Origin of the sequence: Isoptericola aurantiacus, assembly GCF_044769875.1 — a bacterium.
Lineage (GTDB): Bacteria > Actinomycetota > Actinomycetes > Actinomycetales > Cellulomonadaceae > Isoptericola > Isoptericola aurantiacus.
The window spans coordinates 894,056-911,352 of sequence record NZ_JBJBAE010000001.1; the positions used below are offsets into that span (position 1 = coordinate 894,056).

General features: G+C 72.3%; 14 protein-coding genes. 7 read left to right on the plus strand and 7 right to left on the minus strand.

All coding sequences use genetic code 11. The features are described from left to right. Window positions 1-7 precede the first annotated feature (7 nt). On the minus strand, window positions 8-1,030 hold the full coding sequence (locus tag ACIQLL_RS04130; protein WP_402463639.1) for a LacI family DNA-binding transcriptional regulator: 1,023 nt from the start codon (window positions 1,028-1,030) through the stop codon (window positions 8-10). A 153-nt stretch (window positions 1,031-1,183) separates the two neighbouring features. On the opposite strand from ACIQLL_RS04130, the gene ACIQLL_RS04135 reads away from it, so the two are divergent. The 5 genes from ACIQLL_RS04135 (at window position 1,184) to ACIQLL_RS04155 (ending at window position 7,285) form a co-directional block, all read left to right on the plus strand. Next, the gene (locus ACIQLL_RS04135) at window positions 1,184-2,464 is read left to right on the plus strand and encodes a sugar ABC transporter substrate-binding protein (protein WP_402463641.1); all 1,281 of its coding nucleotides are present in this window, start codon (window positions 1,184-1,186) and stop codon (window positions 2,462-2,464) included. 3 nt (window positions 2,465-2,467) lie between these two features. After that, window positions 2,468-3,415, plus strand: coding sequence for a carbohydrate ABC transporter permease (locus tag ACIQLL_RS04140; RefSeq protein WP_402463642.1), 948 nt, complete (start codon window positions 2,468-2,470; stop codon window positions 3,413-3,415). Window positions 3,416-3,438: 23 nt separating this feature from the next. After that, window positions 3,439-4,329 (plus strand): carbohydrate ABC transporter permease, encoded by an 891-nt coding sequence (locus ACIQLL_RS04145; RefSeq protein WP_402463644.1) that lies wholly within the window; start codon window positions 3,439-3,441, stop codon window positions 4,327-4,329. 75 nt (window positions 4,330-4,404) lie between these two features. Beyond that, on the plus strand, window positions 4,405-5,595 hold the full coding sequence (locus ACIQLL_RS04150) for a glycoside hydrolase family 1 protein (RefSeq protein ID WP_402463646.1): 1,191 nt from the start codon (window positions 4,405-4,407) through the stop codon (window positions 5,593-5,595). A gap of 85 nt (window positions 5,596-5,680) precedes the next feature. Next, window positions 5,681-7,285, plus strand: coding sequence for a glucoamylase family protein (locus ACIQLL_RS04155; RefSeq protein ID WP_402463648.1), 1,605 nt, complete (start codon window positions 5,681-5,683; stop codon window positions 7,283-7,285). A gap of 67 nt (window positions 7,286-7,352) precedes the next feature. Here the strand turns inward: ACIQLL_RS04155 and ACIQLL_RS04160 are convergent, their stop codons facing one another. The 3 genes from ACIQLL_RS04160 to ACIQLL_RS04170 form a co-directional block, all read right to left on the minus strand. After that, a complete protein-coding gene (locus tag ACIQLL_RS04160; RefSeq protein ID WP_402463650.1) occupies window positions 7,353-8,588 on the minus strand; it encodes an AAA family ATPase in 1,236 nt (411 codons plus the stop codon). 78 nt (window positions 8,589-8,666) lie between these two features. After that, a complete protein-coding gene (locus ACIQLL_RS04165) occupies window positions 8,667-10,178 on the minus strand; it encodes a sulfatase family protein (RefSeq protein WP_402463652.1) in 1,512 nt (503 codons plus the stop codon). Then, window positions 10,178-11,224 carry a LacI family DNA-binding transcriptional regulator gene (locus tag ACIQLL_RS04170; protein WP_402463654.1) on the minus strand — a complete coding sequence of 349 codons (1,047 nt, stop codon included), beginning with the start codon at window positions 11,222-11,224 and terminating at the stop codon, window positions 10,178-10,180. The genes ACIQLL_RS04165 and ACIQLL_RS04170 overlap by 1 nt, the downstream gene beginning before the upstream one ends. A gap of 126 nt (window positions 11,225-11,350) precedes the next feature. On the opposite strand from ACIQLL_RS04170, the gene ACIQLL_RS04175 reads away from it, so the two are divergent. Beyond that, on the plus strand, window positions 11,351-12,949 hold the full coding sequence (locus ACIQLL_RS04175) for an alpha-amylase family glycosyl hydrolase (RefSeq protein WP_402463656.1): 1,599 nt from the start codon (window positions 11,351-11,353) through the stop codon (window positions 12,947-12,949). A 107-nt stretch (window positions 12,950-13,056) separates the two neighbouring features. Then, entirely contained in the window at window positions 13,057-15,309 is a 2,253-nt protein-coding gene (locus ACIQLL_RS04180) for a SpoIIE family protein phosphatase (protein ID WP_402463658.1), read from the plus strand. Between the two features lie 42 nt (window positions 15,310-15,351). Here ACIQLL_RS04180 and ACIQLL_RS04185 read toward each other — a convergent pair whose 3' ends face one another. The 3 genes from ACIQLL_RS04185 to ACIQLL_RS04195 form a co-directional block, all read right to left on the minus strand. After that, complete coding sequence (locus ACIQLL_RS04185) at window positions 15,352-15,822, minus strand: ATP-binding protein (protein WP_402463660.1); 471 nt, start codon at window positions 15,820-15,822, stop codon at window positions 15,352-15,354. A 4-nt stretch (window positions 15,823-15,826) separates the two neighbouring features. Continuing rightward, window positions 15,827-16,147 (minus strand): STAS domain-containing protein, encoded by a 321-nt coding sequence (locus tag ACIQLL_RS04190; RefSeq protein ID WP_402463662.1) that lies wholly within the window; start codon window positions 16,145-16,147, stop codon window positions 15,827-15,829. A 159-nt stretch (window positions 16,148-16,306) separates the two neighbouring features. After that, entirely contained in the window at window positions 16,307-17,296 is a 990-nt protein-coding gene (locus tag ACIQLL_RS04195) for an adenosine deaminase (protein WP_402463664.1), read from the minus strand. Window position 17,297: the final 1 nt, after the last annotated feature.

The window sequence follows — 17,297 nt, forward strand, 5'->3', positions numbered from 1 at the left end:
GGCAGCGCTACCGGGCCGCGCTGCCGGCGGGGACCTGCCCGGTCGACGCCCGGACCACGAGGCTGGTCGCCAGCTCCGTGCGCAGGGTGTGCCCGCTCGCCGTGCGCGACCGGTGCACCAGGTCGACGGCGGTGGCCCCCATCTCCGCGAGCGGCTGACGCACCGTGGTGAGCGGGGGGTCGATCCACGGCGCCACCGGGAGGTCGTCGAACCCGACCAGCGAGACGTCGTCGGGCACGCTGCGACCCAGCTCGCGCAGCGCGTGCAGCGCGCCGAGCGCCGTGTCGTCGCTGCTGGCGAAGATCGCCGTCGGCGGCTCGGCGAGCGCCATGAGGCGCTGCGCGCCGTCGTACCCCGACGTCACCCCGTACGCCCCGGTGAACACCAGGTCGTCGTCCACCGGGACGTCGGCCTGCAGCAGGGCGGCGCGGTATCCGGCCAGCCGGGCGATCGCGTTGTCCTGCTCCAGCGCACCGGCGATCGTGGCGATCCGTCGGTGGCCGAGGGACAGCAGGTGGGCGGTGGCCTCCATCCCGCCCTGGAAGTTGGTGGCGCTCACGCTGAGCATGCCCTCGGGGGGCCGCTGCCGCGGGTCGACGACGACGAGCGGCGTCTCGGACTCCGCGAGCGCCTGCCGGGCGTCGGCGTCCGGGACCGCGACGATGCTGACGAGCCCGTCGGTGCCGCGGTCCAGGGCGTGTCGCACCCAGGTGGAGCAGTCGTCGGGGTCGGGCTCGACGGCGAGCACGACGTCGAGCCCGAGCTGGCGGGCACCGGCGACGGCGCCGCGGACCACCGCCTCGGACCACGTCCCCTCGAGGTCGACGATCCGGACGTCGATCATGCGGGTCGCCTTGCGCCGGCGGGGACGGACGGTGATCCCGTGCCGTTCCAGGGCGGCGGCGACCCGGCTGCGGGTGGGCGCGGAGACGTCGGCCCGCGAGTTGAGGACCTTGGACACGGTGGGGACCGACACCCCGGCCTCGTGCGCCACGACGGCCAGCGGCACCTCGGGTCGTTCGGTGGGCACGGCGTTCTCCTCGCTGCTCGGCACAGGTTTCCGAAACATCGATGGTAGCCCATCGGCTCATTCCCGTTGACACGGCTCAAAGACCGGCCTACTGTCGCTGGGCAATTTCGAACCTGTGTTTCGAAATTTCGACGGATCGACAAAGGAGTGACCGTGAACAGGACACCGCGCCGCGCCGCCGCGGCGGCAGCATCGACGCTCGTGATCGCCGTGGCCCTCACCGCCTGCGGGCGGGACACCGGCGAGGGCGGCGAGGCCGCCACCGACGACGTCGTCCCGGACGGTCCCGCCACCGGCACCGTGGAGGTCTGGGCGATGGGCACCGAGGGCGAGCTGCTGCCCGAGCTCGCCGAGCAGTTCGAGGCCGACAACCCCGACGTGACCGTCGAGGTCACCCCCATCCCGTGGGAGTCGGCCACCCAGAAGATCAACACGGCCCTGGCCACCGGCGAGGTCCCCGACGTCCTCCAGGTCGGCACCACGCTGATGAGCGGGTTCGTCGACCAGGGCGGACTGGCCCCCACCCCGGACAGCATCGACTCCGACGCGTTCTTCCCCGGGGCCTGGGACACCACCGTCGTGGACGGCACCTCCTACGGCGTCCCCTGGTACGTCGAGACCCGCGTGCTCTACTACCGCACCGACCTCGCCGAGAAGGCCGGGCTCGACGAGCCGACGTCGTGGGAGGAGCTGACCGAGTTCGCCGCCGGGATGCAGGACGCCGGCGCCGACCACGGCATCGCGCTGCAGACCCAGGGCGATGCCACGAACCTCATGTACTTCCCGTTCTTCTGGCAGGCGGGCGGCGAGATCATGAACGAGGACTCCTCGGAGTTCACGCTCGACGGCGACGCCCAGGTCAAGGCCCTCGACTACTACTCGTCCTTCATGGCCGACGGCCTGGCCCCGCAGGTCCTTGTCGAGGACGAGAAGGTGCAGAGCTTCATCGACGGCGAGCTCGGCTCGTTCGTCTCCGGCCCCTGGGAGCGGGCGAACCTCCTGGCCACCGCGGGCGACGACTTCGCCGGGAAGTTCGACGTCACCGCCCTGCCGCCCGACGAGCAGGACGCCTCGTTCATCGGCGGCGCCAACCTGGCCGTGACGGCCGACGCCGCCAACCCCGACGCCGCGTGGAAGTTCGTCGACTTCACCACCGACCCGGACGTCCAGGTGGACTGGTTCGGCATCTCCAACGACCTGCCTGCCGTCGAGGCGTCGTGGGACGACGCGACGCTGGCCGACGACGAGGCCCTCGCCGTCTACGGCACCGCCCTCGAGACGGCCCGCTCCACGCCCGCCATCCCCACCTGGTCCGAGATCGGGCACGAGCTCGACCTCATCCTGGAGCAGGTCATCGCCGGGAAGCTGTCCCCCGAGGAGGCCGCCCAGCAGATGCAGGACGCCGCCTCCTCCATCGGCACCGGGCTGGGCTGAGCCATGACGCTCGCCGACGTGCGGCCCACGCAGGGCGGCCCCGCGACCACGCGGGGCCGCCGGCCCCAGAGCGCCCGACGCCGCCGCCGAGGGTTCGCGGCCTGGGGGTTCGCCCTGCCGTTCACCCTGCTGTTCGCCCTGTTCATGCTCGTGCCGGTGGTCTCCTCGCTGTACATGGCGTTCACCGACATGCGCGGCGCCGACCTGCGCTCGCCGCTGGCGGTGAACTTCATCGGGCTGGAGAACTTCGCCGAGGCCCTCACCGACCCGAAGTTCCAGCAGGCGGCGGGCAACACGCTCTACTTCGTGGGCGTGGCGATGCCCCTGACGCTGATCATCGCGCTGCTCCTGGCGACGCTGCTCAACTCGGGCCTGACGTGGTTCCGCTCGGTCTTCCGTGTGGGGTTCTACGCCCCCGTCGTGACGTCCATCGTGGCCGTGGCCGTCGTGTGGCGGTTCCTGCTCCAGCCGGACTTCGGGCTCGTCAACTCGGCGCTCGGCGTCGTCGGCATCGACGGGCCCGACTGGCTCACCGACCCGACCTGGGCGATGCCGTCGCTCATCATCCTGGCGGTCTGGCGCAACGTCGGGTTCTCCATGGTGATCCTGCTCGCCGGGATGCAGGGCATCCCCCGCGACCTGTACGAGGCGGCCTCGCTCGACGGCGCCGGCGCCGTGCGCACCTTCCGCTCGATCATCGTGCCCCTGCTGCGCCCCACGCTGCTGTTCTGCGCCGTGATCGCCGGCATCGGCTACCTGCAGTTCTTCGAGGAGCCGTTCGTCATGACGCAGGGCGGCCCGCTCGGCGCCACGAACTCGGTGGCGTACGAGATCTACAACCAGTTCGGCTTCGGCAGCTACGGGCTGTCCGCCGCGATGAGCTACCTGCTGTTCGTCGCCATCGTGATCCTCTCCTTCCTCCAGTTCCGACTGCTGCGGCCCAAGAGCTGAGCGGCAGCGCGAAAGGAGCTCCCATGACGACGACGTCCCCGGCGCCGACCACCACGGCGCCCGCACCCCAGCCCACCCGTCGGGACCGCCGACGGCGGACCCGCCCGCGAGCGCTGCTGCTCAACGGCGCGCTGCTGGTCGGTCTCGTGGCCTCGATCGGGCCGCTGGTCTGGATGATGCTGTCCTCGATCAAGCCCGAGGGCGAGATCCGCCAGTTCCCCCCCACCCTCGTGCCCGAGCAGGTCACGCTGTCCAACTACAGCCGGCTGTTCGACACGCTCAACTTCCCGCAGTTCTTCCTCAACTCCGTGGTGGTCGCGGTCGCGGTCACCGCCGGCTCGGTGCTGTTCAGCGCCATGGTCGGCTACGCCCTGGCCAAGATCGACTTCCCGGGGCGGCGGCTGCTTTTCCTGCTGATCATGGGCACGCTCATGGTCCCCGGCACCATCACGTTCGTGCCGCTGTTCGTCCTCGTGGCCAACCTGGACCTCATCAACACCTACGCGGCGCTGATCCTGCCGTTCCTGGCCGCCCCGTTCGGCGTGTTCCTCATGCGGCAGTTCATGCTGGACATCCCGGACGAGCTGCTCGACGCGGCCCGGGTCGACGGCGCCGGCGAGTTCCGCACGTTCTTCCGCATCGTGCTGCCGCAGACCGGCCCGGCGCTCGCGACGCTGAGCATCCTGACGTTCCTCGGCTCCTGGAACAACTTCCTGTGGCCGCTCGTGGCCGTGCAGTCGGCGGACATGTACACGCTGCCCGTCGCGCTCGCCCTGTACTCCACCGGGCAGAACACCGTGCAGTACGGGCTCCTCATGGCCGGGGCCACCGTGATCGTCCTGCCGATCCTCGTCGTCTTCCTGCTCCTGCAGCGCCACATCGTCCAGGGCGTGTCCACCACCGGCCTGAAGTAGCGCCCGGCGCCCCGCACGTCCCGCCGTCGGGCCCCCGCGCCCGCCGATCGAACCAGCACCACCAAGGAGTCCACCGTGACCGCACCCCGCACGCTGCCCACCGCGCCGGAGTTCCTCTGGGGAGCCTCCACCGCCGCGCACCAGATCGAGGGCGGCAACGTCAACAGCGACTGGTGGGCCAAGGAGCACCAGCCCGGCACCCTGTGCGCCGAGAGCTCCGGCGACGCCGTCGACAGCTACCACCGCTACCCCGAGGACGTGCGGCTGCTGGCCGACGCCGGGCTGAACGCCTACCGCTTCTCGGTGGAGTGGGCGCGCATCGAGCCGGCCGAGGGCGAGATCTCCCGGGCCCAGCTCGCCCACTACCGGCGCATGATCGACACCTGCCTCGAGGCCGGCGTGACCCCGCTGGTCACGCTGCTGCACTTCACGCTCCCGCGCTGGTTCGCCGAGCGCGGCGGGTGGCTCGCCCAGGACGCCGTCGACACCTACCTGCGCTACGTCGAGACCGTCTCGACCATCCTCGACGACGTCACCCACGTCGTGACGATCAACGAACCCAACATCACCTCGATGATGCTGGGTGCCAGCCGCCGCACCAACCTCGACGCCGCCGGCCTGGCCGCCCCCGACCAGGAGGCCTCCGACGTCCAGGCCAAGGCGCACCGCCGCGCCGTCGAGCTCCTGCACGGGCTCGGCCACGTGCGTGCCGGCTGGTCGATCGCCAACCAGGTCTTCCAGGCCGCGCCCGGCGCCCAGGAGGCGCGCGACGCCTACGCCTGGCCGCGCGAGGACTTCTTCCTGGAGGTCGCGCGCGACGACGACTTCGTGGGCGTGCAGAGCTACCTGCGCACGATCATCGGGCCCGACGGCGAACCCGTCCCGTTCGGCGACGACGTCGAGAAGACGCTGACCGGCTGGGAGTACTACCCCCAGGCCCTCGGCGAGGCGCTCGAGTACACCCACCGGATCACCGGCGGCGTACCGATGCTCGTGACCGAGAACGGCATGGCCACCGACGACGACGCCCGGCGCATCGACTACACCCGTGAGGCGCTCGCGGGGATGGGCCGTGCGATGGACGCCGGCTGCCGGCTCGAGGGGTACCTGCACTGGTCGCTGCTCGACAACTACGAGTGGATGTCCGGGTTCCGCCCGACGTTCGGGCTGATCGCCGTGGACCGCACCACGTTCGTCCGCACCCCCAAGCCGAGCCTCGCCTGGCTCGGCAGGGTGGCCCGGACGGGAAGCCTCCCGGCCGCCTGACCGGGGACCGGGAGAGGGTGCCGCCGCCGCACCCGGCGGCGGCACCCGCACGTTTCGCACGACGACGATGTTGAGGAGACGACCCATGACCACACGACGGACCACCGTGGCCGCGCTCGCGGCCGCGGGCGTGGCGCTCGCCGGGATCCCCGCGGCCGCCGACGCCGGAGCGGACGCCGGTGCCGACCGCAGCCACGAGCGCGACGGCGGCGACCGGCGCGGTCAGGAGCGCGGCAAGCACGGCGCGCAGCAGCGCCTGCTGGAGCAGTGGACCGAGGACACCTGGACGTCGTTCGAGGCGCTCGTGGTGGACTCCACCGGCCTGCCGGACGACAACATCGGCGGCGACCTCAGCCCCGACAGCCGCGGCGGGTACACCTCCCCGACCAACATCGGCGCCTACCTGTGGAGCACCGTCGTCGCCCGCGACACCGGGCTGATCGACGACGCCGAGGCCCGCGACCGCATGGCCACCACGCTGGACTCCGTGGCCGGCATGGCTCGGCACGACGCCAGCGGCATGTTCTACAACTGGTACGACCCGGCCACGGGCGCCAAGCTCGACGCGCTCGGCGAGGGCGACCCGGTCGAGCCGTTCCTGTCCAGCGTGGACAACGGCTGGCTCGCCACCGGCCTGCTGCTGGCCGCGAGCGCCGAGCCGTCGCTGGCCGACGAGGCCGACGCGATCCGCGACGAGATGGACTTCGGCTGCTTCTACGACCCGGAGGTCAACCAGCTCCGCGGCGGGTTCTGGGACACCCCGCAGGACGACCCGGCGCTGCCCACCGGCGACTACTGCGGCATGGGCACCGACGTCTGGTACACGGGCCACCACTACGGGGCCTTCAACACCGAGCCGCGGATCGCGTCCTACCTGGGCATCGCCGAGGGGCAGATCCCGGCCGAGCACTACTTCGGCCCGGTGCGCACGTTCGAGCCGACCTGCGACTGGTCGTGGACGGAGACGAACGCGTCCGGGGAGTGGAAGAGCTATCTCGGTGTCGACGTCTTCGAGGGGACGCTCCCCTACCGTGGCATGGACATCGTGCCGACCTGGGGCGGCAGCATGTTCGAGGCGCTGATGGTGCCGTTGTTCGTCCCCGAGGAGGAGTGGGGCCCCGACTCCTGGGCCGTCAACCACCCGCTGTACGTCCAGGGCCAGATCGAGCACGGCCTGAAGGAGGCCGACTACGGCTACTGGGGCTTCTCGCCGTCGAACGACCCGGCGGGCGGCTACCGCGAGTACGGCGTCGACCAGCTGGGCATGGACGGCCCCGGCTACACGTCCGACCAGGAGCGCACCGACGTGGACCAGCCGTACGAGGGCTGCCGCGAGGGGTCCGAGGCGCCGACGGAGTACGGCGACGGCGTCGTCACCCCGCACGCCTCGTTCCTCGCGCTGCGGTACGCGCCGCAGGAAGCGGTCAAGAACCTGCGCAGGATCGCCCGTGACTTCGACGCGTACGGCCCGGGCGGGTTCTACGACGCCGTCGCGGTGCGCAGCGGCCAGGTCTCCGAGCGCTACCTGGCGCTGGACCAGGGCATGATCATGGCGGCGCTCGGCAACGCGCTGGCCGACGACGCCGTGCGGGACTACGTCTCCGACGGGGCCATCGAGGACGCGCTGCGGCCGCTGATGGAGTCCGAGGAGTTCGGCTCCTCCGGACGGGGTCCGTCGCACGGGAAGTGACGACGGCGGTCCGCCGTCTGCGGGCGGTCCCCGGGGAGGTGCGCCTCCCCGGGGACCGCCCGTCGCGTCAGGAGACCTCGGGTCCGGGTGTCGTCCTGCTCCTGCGCCGCAACGGAGGCACGACCAGCTCGGGTATCGCACGCTTCATGAACTGATCGAAGTGAGGCACGGTGAACTCCGCGAACCCGTGCTGGGGGGTGAAGAGCAGGCCCATGTCGATCAGTTCCGCTCTCGTCGGGCCGAGCTGGGTTGACTCGCGGCCCAGCAACGACGCGACGTCGGCAGCCTTCTGCGGGTCGGGACCGAGCTCAGCCATCGCCCGGAGATAGGCGGTCTGCAGCTCAGTGGCTCTGTCGAGGCGTACCCGGAAGAAGGACGAGTCGAGCTTTGCCTCGTAGAGATCGACGGCGTCGGTCACGTCGGCCCGTCTGATCGGGCTGCCCTGCGCCGCGCCCCACACCGCGTAGCCCAGCTCCTGGATGAAGTATGGATAGCCGCCCGTCACCTCCACGGCAAGCTGCAGCGCGTCCTGGTCGAAGCTGACGTCTTCTGCACTCGCCGGCACTTCCAGAGCCTGGCGAGCGTCATCGACCGAGAGGTTGCCGATCCGCGGGAACTTGAACAGCCGCTCGGCATACGACTTGGCGTCGCCTGCCAGTTCGGCGATCTGCGGCAGGCCGGCACCCACCATGGTGATCGGGAGACTGCGCTGTACGGTCTTGTGCAGGGCGATGATCAGGGCATCCAGCTGTGACCGGCTCAGAAACTGCACCTCGTCGAGCAGCAGTACGACTCCGCTCCCCTTCTCCTTGGCGGCCTCTCCAAGCTCGACGAGGACATCTGTCAGGTCCATCGAAAGATCCCCATGATCGCCCAGCCCCTCGACGGCGTCGACGTCGAGTCCAGCCTGAAACTGCCCAGCAGCGTCGACGCTGACCGTGAAGGACGAGAGTGCCGCCGCCGCGCGCCGGAATCGAGCCGTCCACCTCGCCCGCGGCGCGAGCTCCAACAGCGCCGTACGGAGTCGCATGGCGATGTCCATCCTGAATGCCTGGTCGTCATGCTTGACCACCTCGTAGTCGAGCACGCTCCAGTCCTGCGCCTGAGCCTTCTCTCGGAAGCGGCCCAGCAGGACCGTCTTGCCGACACCGCGAAGTCCGGTGATGATCATCGACTGCTCCGCGCGACCTCGGGCAAGTCGCTTCAAGAGGACGTCGAAGGTGCTCAACTGGTCATCGCGGCCGACGAGAGCGTCAGGACGCGCTCCGGCATTCGGCGTGTAGGGGTTGAGCACGGGGTCCATGGAGAGACTTTAGCAGGCTTACTACACTTTATTGGATCTAGATAAAGCCTCCTAAGGTCGGTAAGACCGCAGGGTCGTTCAGCGCCGCACGACACCCGCCGGCACGGGCTGACCGGGGTGGGGCTCGTCGCCGACGGCGGCCTGGGCGTCCCAGAGGGCGACCTCGAGGCGGGCCCGGACCTCGGCGTACGCGGGGTCGTCGGCCACGTTGTGCAGCTCGTCCGGGTCGCGCTCGGTGTCGTAGAGCTCCCACTCGCCGGGGAACCGGGCCCAGCTCGCGCCGGGTACCCCCAGACCGTCGTTGTAGAAGTAGATGAGCTTGTACCGCTCGTCGCGGTAGCCGTAGTGCGCGGGGACGTGGTGGATGCCGTCGTGGTGCTCCCAGTACCGGTAGTAGAAGCCGTCGCGCGGCGGAGCCGGGGGCCCGCCCGCGGCCGGTGTCGCGCCGTCGGGCATCGCACCGCCGGGCACCACGCCGTCGGCCGGGCTGCCGCCGTCGTCCCCGACCAGGTCGGGCCAGAACGACCGGCCCTGCATGCGTGGGTGCGGCTCCACGCCCGCGGCCTCGAGGATCGTCCGCGCGAGGTCGACGTTGGTGACGATGCCGCCGTGCGCTCCCCCCGGGGGCAGGGCCCGGGGGTAGGAGAGCAGCAGCGGCATGCGGATGGACTCCTCGTACATGAACCGCTTGTCGAACCAGCCGTGGTCCCCGAGAAAGAACCCCTGGTCCGAGGAGTACACGACCAGCGTGTCGTCGTCCTCGCCCCGCTCCCGCAGCCAGTCGGTCACGCGGCCCACGTTGTCGTCCACCGAGGCCACGCACCGCAGGTAGTCCTCCATGTACCGCTGGTACTTCCACAGCGCCAGGTCCTCGTAGGACAGCCCCGCCGGCGGGTCGACCTTGAGGTCGTCGAGCGTCAGGTCGTCCGCCACGCGCATGGCCGCGCGCCGAGCCGAGGACGTGCGGGTGGCGTAGTCATCGGTGAACGTCGCCGGCACCGGGATCGGGGCGCTGTACATCTGCGCGTGCGCCTCGTCGGGTTCCCACGACCGGTGCGGCGCCTTGTGCCAGATCAGCAGGCACCAGGGCTCCTCGCCGTCCTGCTCCTCGGCCCACCGCAGCGCCAGGTCGGTGATGACGTCCGTGGCGTACCCGGGTTCGGTGCGCCGGCCCGACGCCGACAGGAACGTCGGGTCGAAGTACTCCCCCTGGTCCACCAGCACGTCCCAGTAGTCGAACCCCTGCGGGTCGTGCCCCTCCCCGTGACCCATGTGCCACTTGCCGACGACGGCGGTGCGGTATCCGGCGCCGCGCAGCTGCGAGACGAAGGTGGGTTGCGAGGAGTCCAGGGGCGTCGACAGGGTCGTCACCCCGTTGACGTGCGAGTACGTGCCCGTCAGGATCGACGCCCGGCTCGGCGTGCACAGCGAGTTGGTGACGTAGCAGCGGTCCATCCGCACCCCCCGCTCGGCGACCTCGTCGATCCGCGGGGTGGAGTTCACCACCGACCCGTACGCACCGATCGCGTGGGCGGCGTGGTCGTCGGTGAGGATCAGGACGATGTTCGGACGGCGGTCGGCACGGGGCATCAGGCGCTGGCTCCTGTCTTCTCGGTGGCATCGATCGGTCCGCCCACGACGGGCGGGCAACCGCACGACTCCCGGACGACCGTCCAGGTCTCCAGGACGTGGCTGTCGGGTCGCGGCGGAGGGCCGTCCGGTGCGAGCGCGAGGCGCGCGGCCGTGGCACCGATCTCGAAGACCGGCTGGTGCACGGTCGTCAGCATGGGCGAGGCGAGCCCGGCGAGGGCGTTGTCGTCGAACCCGACGACGGCGACCTCGCCGGGGATGGCGTGCCCCAGCCCGGGCAGGGTGGCGAGCAGCCCGACGGCGAGCTCGTCGTTGGCGCAGACCAGCGCGTCGGGCAGGTCGCCCCGTGCGTGCAGCTCCCGCGCCGCGAGCGCCCCCGACGTCGCCTCGAACCCGAAGCGCAGCGGTCCGCCCGACTCCACCAGGCCGTGCTCGGCCAGAGCGCGGCGGAATCCCTCGTAGCGGGAGGTCGGGTCGGGCGAACCGTCCGGCGTCCCGACGAAGCGCAGCCGGCGGTAGCCGTGGACCTGAAGCAGGTGGGCGGTGATCTCGTGCGCGGCCGCCGCCCCGTCGGTGCGGACCGTGGTGAGCCGCCGCGAGGTACCGGCGACCACGACGACGGGCAGCGACGCGGCGATCGTGTCCAGCAGCTCGTCCTCGACCGTCCCGGCCTGGACGATCAGTGCGTCCGTCCGTTGGGCGAGCTGCCGGACCGCTCGGTCGGCGTCAGGCCGCAGGTGCGTGCCGAGCACCGTGACGGCCAGGCCCGTGCCGACGGCGACGGACTCGATCCCCTGCACGAGCTCGGCGAAGTAGGGCCCACCCAGGCCGGGCAGGACGATGCCGAGGGCGTGGTGCCGCTGGATCGCGAGCCCGAGCCCGAGTGCCGACGGCGTGTATCCGAGCGCGTCGATGCTCTGCCGGACCCGGGCACGCGTCTCGGGGCGAACCTTGGGGTCGTCCCGAGACACGCGCGAGACGGTGGCCACGGAGACGCCGGCGTGCCGGGCGATGTCGCGGACCGTGGGGCGGCGGGCTCCGGCCATGGGGCGCCTCCTCCTCGGGCTCGGCGATCTGGTGTGGATGTAACCGGTTACATTCCCTACTGTGGAGGCTGCCGCCGACGACGCGCAAGTCCCGGCGAGACACCGAGACCCCTCCGGAGGTGCCCGATGACCGCCGTGACCGACCTGGCCGACCGCCTCGACCGCGCCGTGCTCTACCAGATCTACCCGCAGAGCTTCGCGGACGCCGACGGCGACGGGATCGGCGACCTGCGCGGCGTGGCCGAGCGTCTCGACTACCTCGCCTGGCTGGGCGTCGACGCGATCTGGCTCAGCCCGTGCTTCGCCTCCCCGTTCGCCGACGCCGGGTACGACGTCTCCGACTTCCTGCAGATCGCCCCGCGGTACGGCACGAACGCCGAACTGGAGCGCCTCACCACGGAGGCCGGACGGCGCGGGATCGCCGTGCTCCTGGACCTGGTCGCCGGCCACACCTCCGACCAGCACCCCTGGTTCCGCGCCTCGGCGGACGATCCCGGCGACGACCGGTACGTGTGGAGCGACGTCCCTGCCGAGGGGTTCCAGCCGGGGCCGGGGCGCCGCGGGGGCTGGTACCGACCGAACTTCTTCCCCGTGCAGCCGGCGCTGAACTACGGGTACGCCCGCCTCGACCCGGCCGAGCCCTGGCGGCAGCCCGTCGACGCGCCCGGCCCGCGGGCCAACCGCGCCGCGCTGCGGGAGATCATGGCGTTCTGGTTCGACCGCGGGGTCGCCGGGTTCCGCGTCGACATGGCGGCCTCGCTCGTCAAGGACGACCCGGGGCACGTCGAGACGCGACGCCTGTGGCGCGAGACCCGCGACTGGCTCGACCGCTCCTACCCCGGCCGGGTCCTGATCAGCGAGTGGGGCGACCCGAAGGTCGCGGTCCCGGCCGGCTTCCACGCCGACTTCCTGCTGCAGTTCGGCGGGGACGACGACGGCCTGCCGCTGCGCTCCCTGTGGAACAACGGCGCCGGCACCACTCAGCCCACCTGGGGTGACGTGCCCGCATGGGCCGACGCCGCGGGCCGGGGCGACGCCGCCACGTTCGTGCAGGAGTGGACGGCGGCGAGCGAGTCGATCGCCGCCGCCGGCCGCGGAGGGGTCGTCGGGCTGCCGACGTCGAACCACGACTTCACGCGGCTCGTCGCGGGAGCGCGGGACGCCGAGCAGGCCCGCGCCGCGCACGTGCTCGTCATGACGTGGCCGGCGATGCCGTCGCTCTACTACGGCGACGAGATCGGCATGCGCTACGTCCCGGACACCCCCACGACCGAGGGGTCCCGGCTCGGGCCCACCTACGACCGCGCCGGGTCGCGCACGCCCATGCAGTGGGGCGACCTGCCGTCCGACCCGCTCGGCCCGGGCTCCCCCGCGACGTCGTCGTACCTGCCGCCGGACCCCGACCCGGACCGGCCCACCGTGGCCGACCAGGTCGCCGACCCGGGCTCCCTGCTGCACCTCGTCCGCGAGCTGATCGCGCTGCGGCACCACGACCGCCGGCTCGACGTCGGAGCGCCCGTCGAGGTGCTGGCCACCGGCTATCCGATGGCCTACCTGCGCGGCGGCAGCCTCGCCGTCGTCCTCAACCCCGGCCGGGCGGCCGTGACCCAGCCGCTGCCCGGCGCCGGCGCCGCGTCACCGCTGCTGGCGCGCGGCTGCCGGCTGGACGCCGACGCCGTGCACCTCGACGGCCACGGCTACGCCGTGCTCGACCTCCTGCCCTGAGACCCCGACAGCCGGCCGCGCTCGCTGCCGTGTCCGGACGGACGCCTGCCCCCGGCACCCGTATCCTGACCGGGACGGCAAACGGCAGGGACGGACAGGGGGTGGGCGTGACCGACCAGGACTTCCTCGCGCCCGGCGAGGCCGTCGACCTCGACAACTGCGCCCGCGAGCCGATCCACGTCCCGGGCCGCATCCAGCCGCGCGGGGCGCTGCTGGCGCTGCGGACCGACGACACCCTCGTCACGCAGTGCTCCAAGAACGTCGGTGCGGTGCTCGGCGTCGCACCGGAGGCCGTCCTGGGCCGCCCGCTCGCCGCGGCGCTGGGGGTGGACGCCGCCGACCGGCTCCTGGCCCACGTCGCGCAGGTGGACGACCCCCGGCAGCGCAACCCCCTCGACCTCGAGCTGGTGGTGCAGGGCGTGCCCGAGCGGTTCGAGGCGGTGCTGCACCACGCCCCCGGGACGGCGACGCCGAACCGCCCTCCGGCCCTGGTGCTCGAGCTGGAGCCGTTCTCCAGCGACACCACCCTGAGCTACACGAGCACGTTCGAGCCGGTGCGGGACGCCCTCACCGAGCTCGACCACGCCACCTCCCTGCAGGAGCTCTACGACGTCGCGGTGCGCCGGGTGCGCCGGCTCACGGGGTTCGACCGCGTGATGCTCTACCGCTTCGACGCGGACTACAACGGCGAGGTGGTCGCCGAGGCCCGCCGCGAGGACCTCAATGCGTTCCTCGGGCTGCACTACCCGGCCTCGGACATCCCCCCGCAGGCCCGGGCCCTGTACGAGAAGAACTGGATCCGGCTCATCTCCGACGTCGGCTACACGCCGGCGGAGATCCTGCCCACCGACGACCCGGTCTCCGCCCAGCCCCTCGACCTGACCTACGGCACCCTGCGCAGCGTCTCGCCCATCCACATCGAGTACCTGCAGAACATGGGGGTCGGCGCCTCGATGTCGATCTCCCTGCTGCGCGAGGGCCGCCTGTGGGGACTGATCGCGTGCCACCACTACGCGGGCGCCCACGCGCCGTCGTACGCCGCGCGCGCCGCCGCCGAGTTCCTCGGCTCGACCCTGTCCGCCCGGCTCGTCACCCAGGCGGAGGACGACCGCGCCTCGGCCGCCCGGCGTTCCGCCGGGGTCCTGGCACGCCTCGCCGCGCTCACCCGGGACGACGACGTCACGCTCACCACCGCGCTGACCGGCACGCCCGGGCTGCTGGACCTCGTCCCGGCCGACGGCGCGTTCGTCGTCGCCGAGGGCCGCATCGACCGCCTGGGCGAGACGCCCGACGAGCAGACGTGCCTGCGGCTGGGCCGGGCGCTCGCCGAGCTGGACGTCGAGGTGCTGGTCACCGACCGCCTCGCCCACGACGAGCCCGAGCTCGCCGGGATCGTGCCCGACGCCGCGGGCCTGCTCGCGCTCGTCGTCCCCGGCGGCGGGGTCACGGTGTGGCTGCGGCGGGAGGTGGTGCAGAGCGTCGACTGGGGCGGCGACCCGCACAACAAGGCCATCGCCCGCCGCGAGGGCGACACCGTGCGCCTGTCCCCGCGCAGGTCGTTCGCGCGCTGGCGCGAGGTGGTGCGGGGCACGAGCGAGCCGTGGGCCGAGGACCAGGTCGACGTCGCGACGTCGTTGCGCTCCTACCTGGCCGAGGGGCTGCTGCTGCGCGGCCGCCGCGACATCCGCGCCGCCACCGTGCTGCAGCGCAGCCTCCTGCCGACGTCGCTGCCGGAGGTCCCGGGCTGGCAGGTCGACGCGCGGTACGAACCCTCGGGCGGCGGACTCGCCGGCGGTGACTGGTACGACGCCCTGGTCCTCGACGACGGCCGGGTGGCCGTCGTCGTCGGTGACGTCACCGGCCACGGGCTCGCAGCGGCCGCCACCATGGGCCAGCTCCGCAACGCCCTGCGTGCGCTGCTCGTCAGCGGGTCCTCCGCGGTCCGGGCGGTGGAGCAGGTCGACCACCTGCTGCGCACCACCCTGCCCGGGCAGGTCGCCACCCTCGTCGTGGCCGTCGTCTCCCCGGGGTCCGGCGAGGTCGAGTACGTCACCGCCGGTCACCCACCGCCGGTGCTGGTGGGGTCCGACGGCGCCACGATGGTCGCCGCGCTCGGCACGCCGCCGCTGGGGGTGGGCCGCCGGGAGGCCCGCTCGGGCGCCGCCGCCGTCCCGGCGGGGGGCGCCGTCGTGCTGTTCAGCGACGGACTGGTGGAGCGCCGCGACGAGTCGATCGTCGACGGCCTGGGACGGCTGCGGGCCGCCGCCGTCGAGACGCTCGACCCGGGCGAGCTCGTGGCGCGGGTGCGGGACCCGGACTCGGAGGACGACGCCACCGTCGTGGTCGTGCGGCGCGACTGACCGCGCGACGGCCCGTCCTCAGCCGGTCGAGCGGTCGGTCGGTCACGCCGTCAGGCTCGGTGCCCTGCTCGGCGTCCTGCTGCGCACGGTGAACCGCGCCCAGACGTGCTTGCCGTTCGGCGTGGGGTACCACCCGATCGCGTCGGCGAGCCGGGACGCCAGCCGCAACCCGAACCCGCCGCCGCCGACCGGCCGGGCGGCGGCGATCTGCGGTGCGGAGTCGGGCGCGCGGTCGACGACGTCGAGCAGGTACTCGCCCGCCCGTTCGAAGAGGCGGACCGTCACCGGCCCGCCACCGTGCAGGAGCGCGTTCGTCGCCAGCTCGCTCGCCACCAGGACCACGGACTCCGGGACGTCCTCGAGGCTCGCGCCCGGGACGCCGGGGAGGGTCGTGCCGAGGTCCTGGCGGACCAGGGCGAGATCGTCGATCGTCAGGAGCGGCCAGGCCCGCATCTCACGGAAGCCCCGAGGGGCTCGCGCGGCGGGGATGATCTGATCTGCGATCGTCGTCACCTCCTCAGTCGGCCAGGACGAACATCGTATCGACACCGCTCAGTCTCAGCAGGTCGAGGACCCGGGTGGGCGCGTCCACCAGGACCGGCGGGGTCGGCTTGGTCTCGGCGGCGGTGTACAGCAGGCGCAGCCCGCCGGAGTCGATGAACGTGACCTTGCCCAGGTCGACCGTCAGCGTCTCGTCGGCCGTGGCCTCCAGGTGCCGGACCAGCTCGTCGGCCACGTCCTTCTGCACCGCGCCGTCGACCTCGCCCCACATCGTCCAGTGGGCACGGGCCGGGTCGACGCGCACGCCGCCATGTGTTCTCTTGTCGTCCACAGTCACCTTCGCTACGCGCTGGATGGCCGCGGCTGCTTCACGACCGGTCATATGATGCCCGACCGGAGAGCGTGTCGCGACATCCGCCCTGCACGGGAGCGCGCGTCGCAGGCCGACACGGTGCCCGGCGTCGGCGCCGCGTCGAGGGTCGGGCCGCCGTCGCCCTCAGTCCGACGGCGCGTCGATCTCGGCGAGCAGGGCGTCGCGCCGGTCGGCGGGCAGGAACGACGCCTGGATCGAGTGGGCCGCCAGCCGACGGCGCTGCTCGTCGGTCATGCCGAGCGCCGTGGTCAGGGCCGCCAGGTTGTCGTCGAGGTACCCGCCGAAGTAGGCGGGGTCGTCGGAGTGCACCGAGACGTGGAGCCCGCAGTCCAGCATCGTCAGGACCGGGTGGTCCTCGATGCGGTCGACGGCGCGCAGCGCGACGTTCGACAGCGGGCAGACGGTCAGGGGTACCTGGTCGGCGACGAGCCGGGCCACGAGCGCGTCGTCGTCCAGCGACCGGATCCCGTGGTCGATCCGCTCGACCTGCAGCAGGTCCAGCGTGTCCACCACGTACGACGGCGGCCCCTCCTCCCCGGCGTGCGCCACCCGGTGCAGCCCGGCCGTCCGCGCCCGGTCGAACAGCCGCACGAACTTCGACGGCGGGTTCCCGACCTCGGCCGAGTCGAGCCCGATCCCGACGATCGGCGCGTCGAGGGCGAGCAGCCGGTCGAGCACGTCGAGCGCCTCGTCCTCGTCACGGTCCCGCAGGAACGCGGCGATCAGGAGCGTCGAGACCCCGTGGTCGCGCTCGCTGGTTGCCAGCACCGAGGCGATGCCGTCGACGACCGTCTCGAGCGGGACGCCGCGCGCCAGGTGCGCCTGCGGGTCGACCATGATCTCGGCGTGCCGCACGCCGGACGCGGCAGCCCGGGTCAGGTAGGCCCGGGTCATGTCGGCGAAGTCCTCCGGCCGCTGCAGCACGGCCATGTTCGCGTAGTAGAGGTCGAGGAAGGACTGCAGGTCGGCGAACGCGTAGGCACGCCGCAGGGAGTCGACGTCGCGGAACGGCAGGTCGACGGCGTTGCGCCGGGCGAGCTCCAGGACGAGCTCGGGCTCGAGCGTGCCCTCGAGGTGCAGGTGCAGCTCGGCGAACGGCAGGGTGGAGGTCATC

Coding starts and splice junctions, on each gene's coding strand:
- ACIQLL_RS04140 (WP_402463642.1), top strand. CDS start 2,468: ATGACGCTCGCCGACGTGCGGCCCACGCAGGGCGGCCCCGCGACCACG.
- ACIQLL_RS04145 (WP_402463644.1), top strand. CDS start 3,439: ATGACGACGACGTCCCCGGCGCCGACCACCACGGCGCCCGCACCCCAG.
- ACIQLL_RS04155 (WP_402463648.1), top strand. CDS start 5,681: ATGACCACACGACGGACCACCGTGGCCGCGCTCGCGGCCGCGGGCGTG.
- ACIQLL_RS04160 (WP_402463650.1), bottom strand. CDS start 8,588: ATGGACCCCGTGCTCAACCCCTACACGCCGAATGCCGGAGCGCGTCCT.
- ACIQLL_RS04165 (WP_402463652.1), bottom strand. CDS start 10,178: ATGCCCCGTGCCGACCGCCGTCCGAACATCGTCCTGATCCTCACCGAC.
- ACIQLL_RS04170 (WP_402463654.1), bottom strand. CDS start 11,224: ATGGCCGGAGCCCGCCGCCCCACGGTCCGCGACATCGCCCGGCACGCC.
- ACIQLL_RS04175 (WP_402463656.1), top strand. CDS start 11,351: ATGACCGCCGTGACCGACCTGGCCGACCGCCTCGACCGCGCCGTGCTC.
- ACIQLL_RS04195 (WP_402463664.1), bottom strand. CDS start 17,296: ATGACCTCCACCCTGCCGTTCGCCGAGCTGCACCTGCACCTCGAGGGC.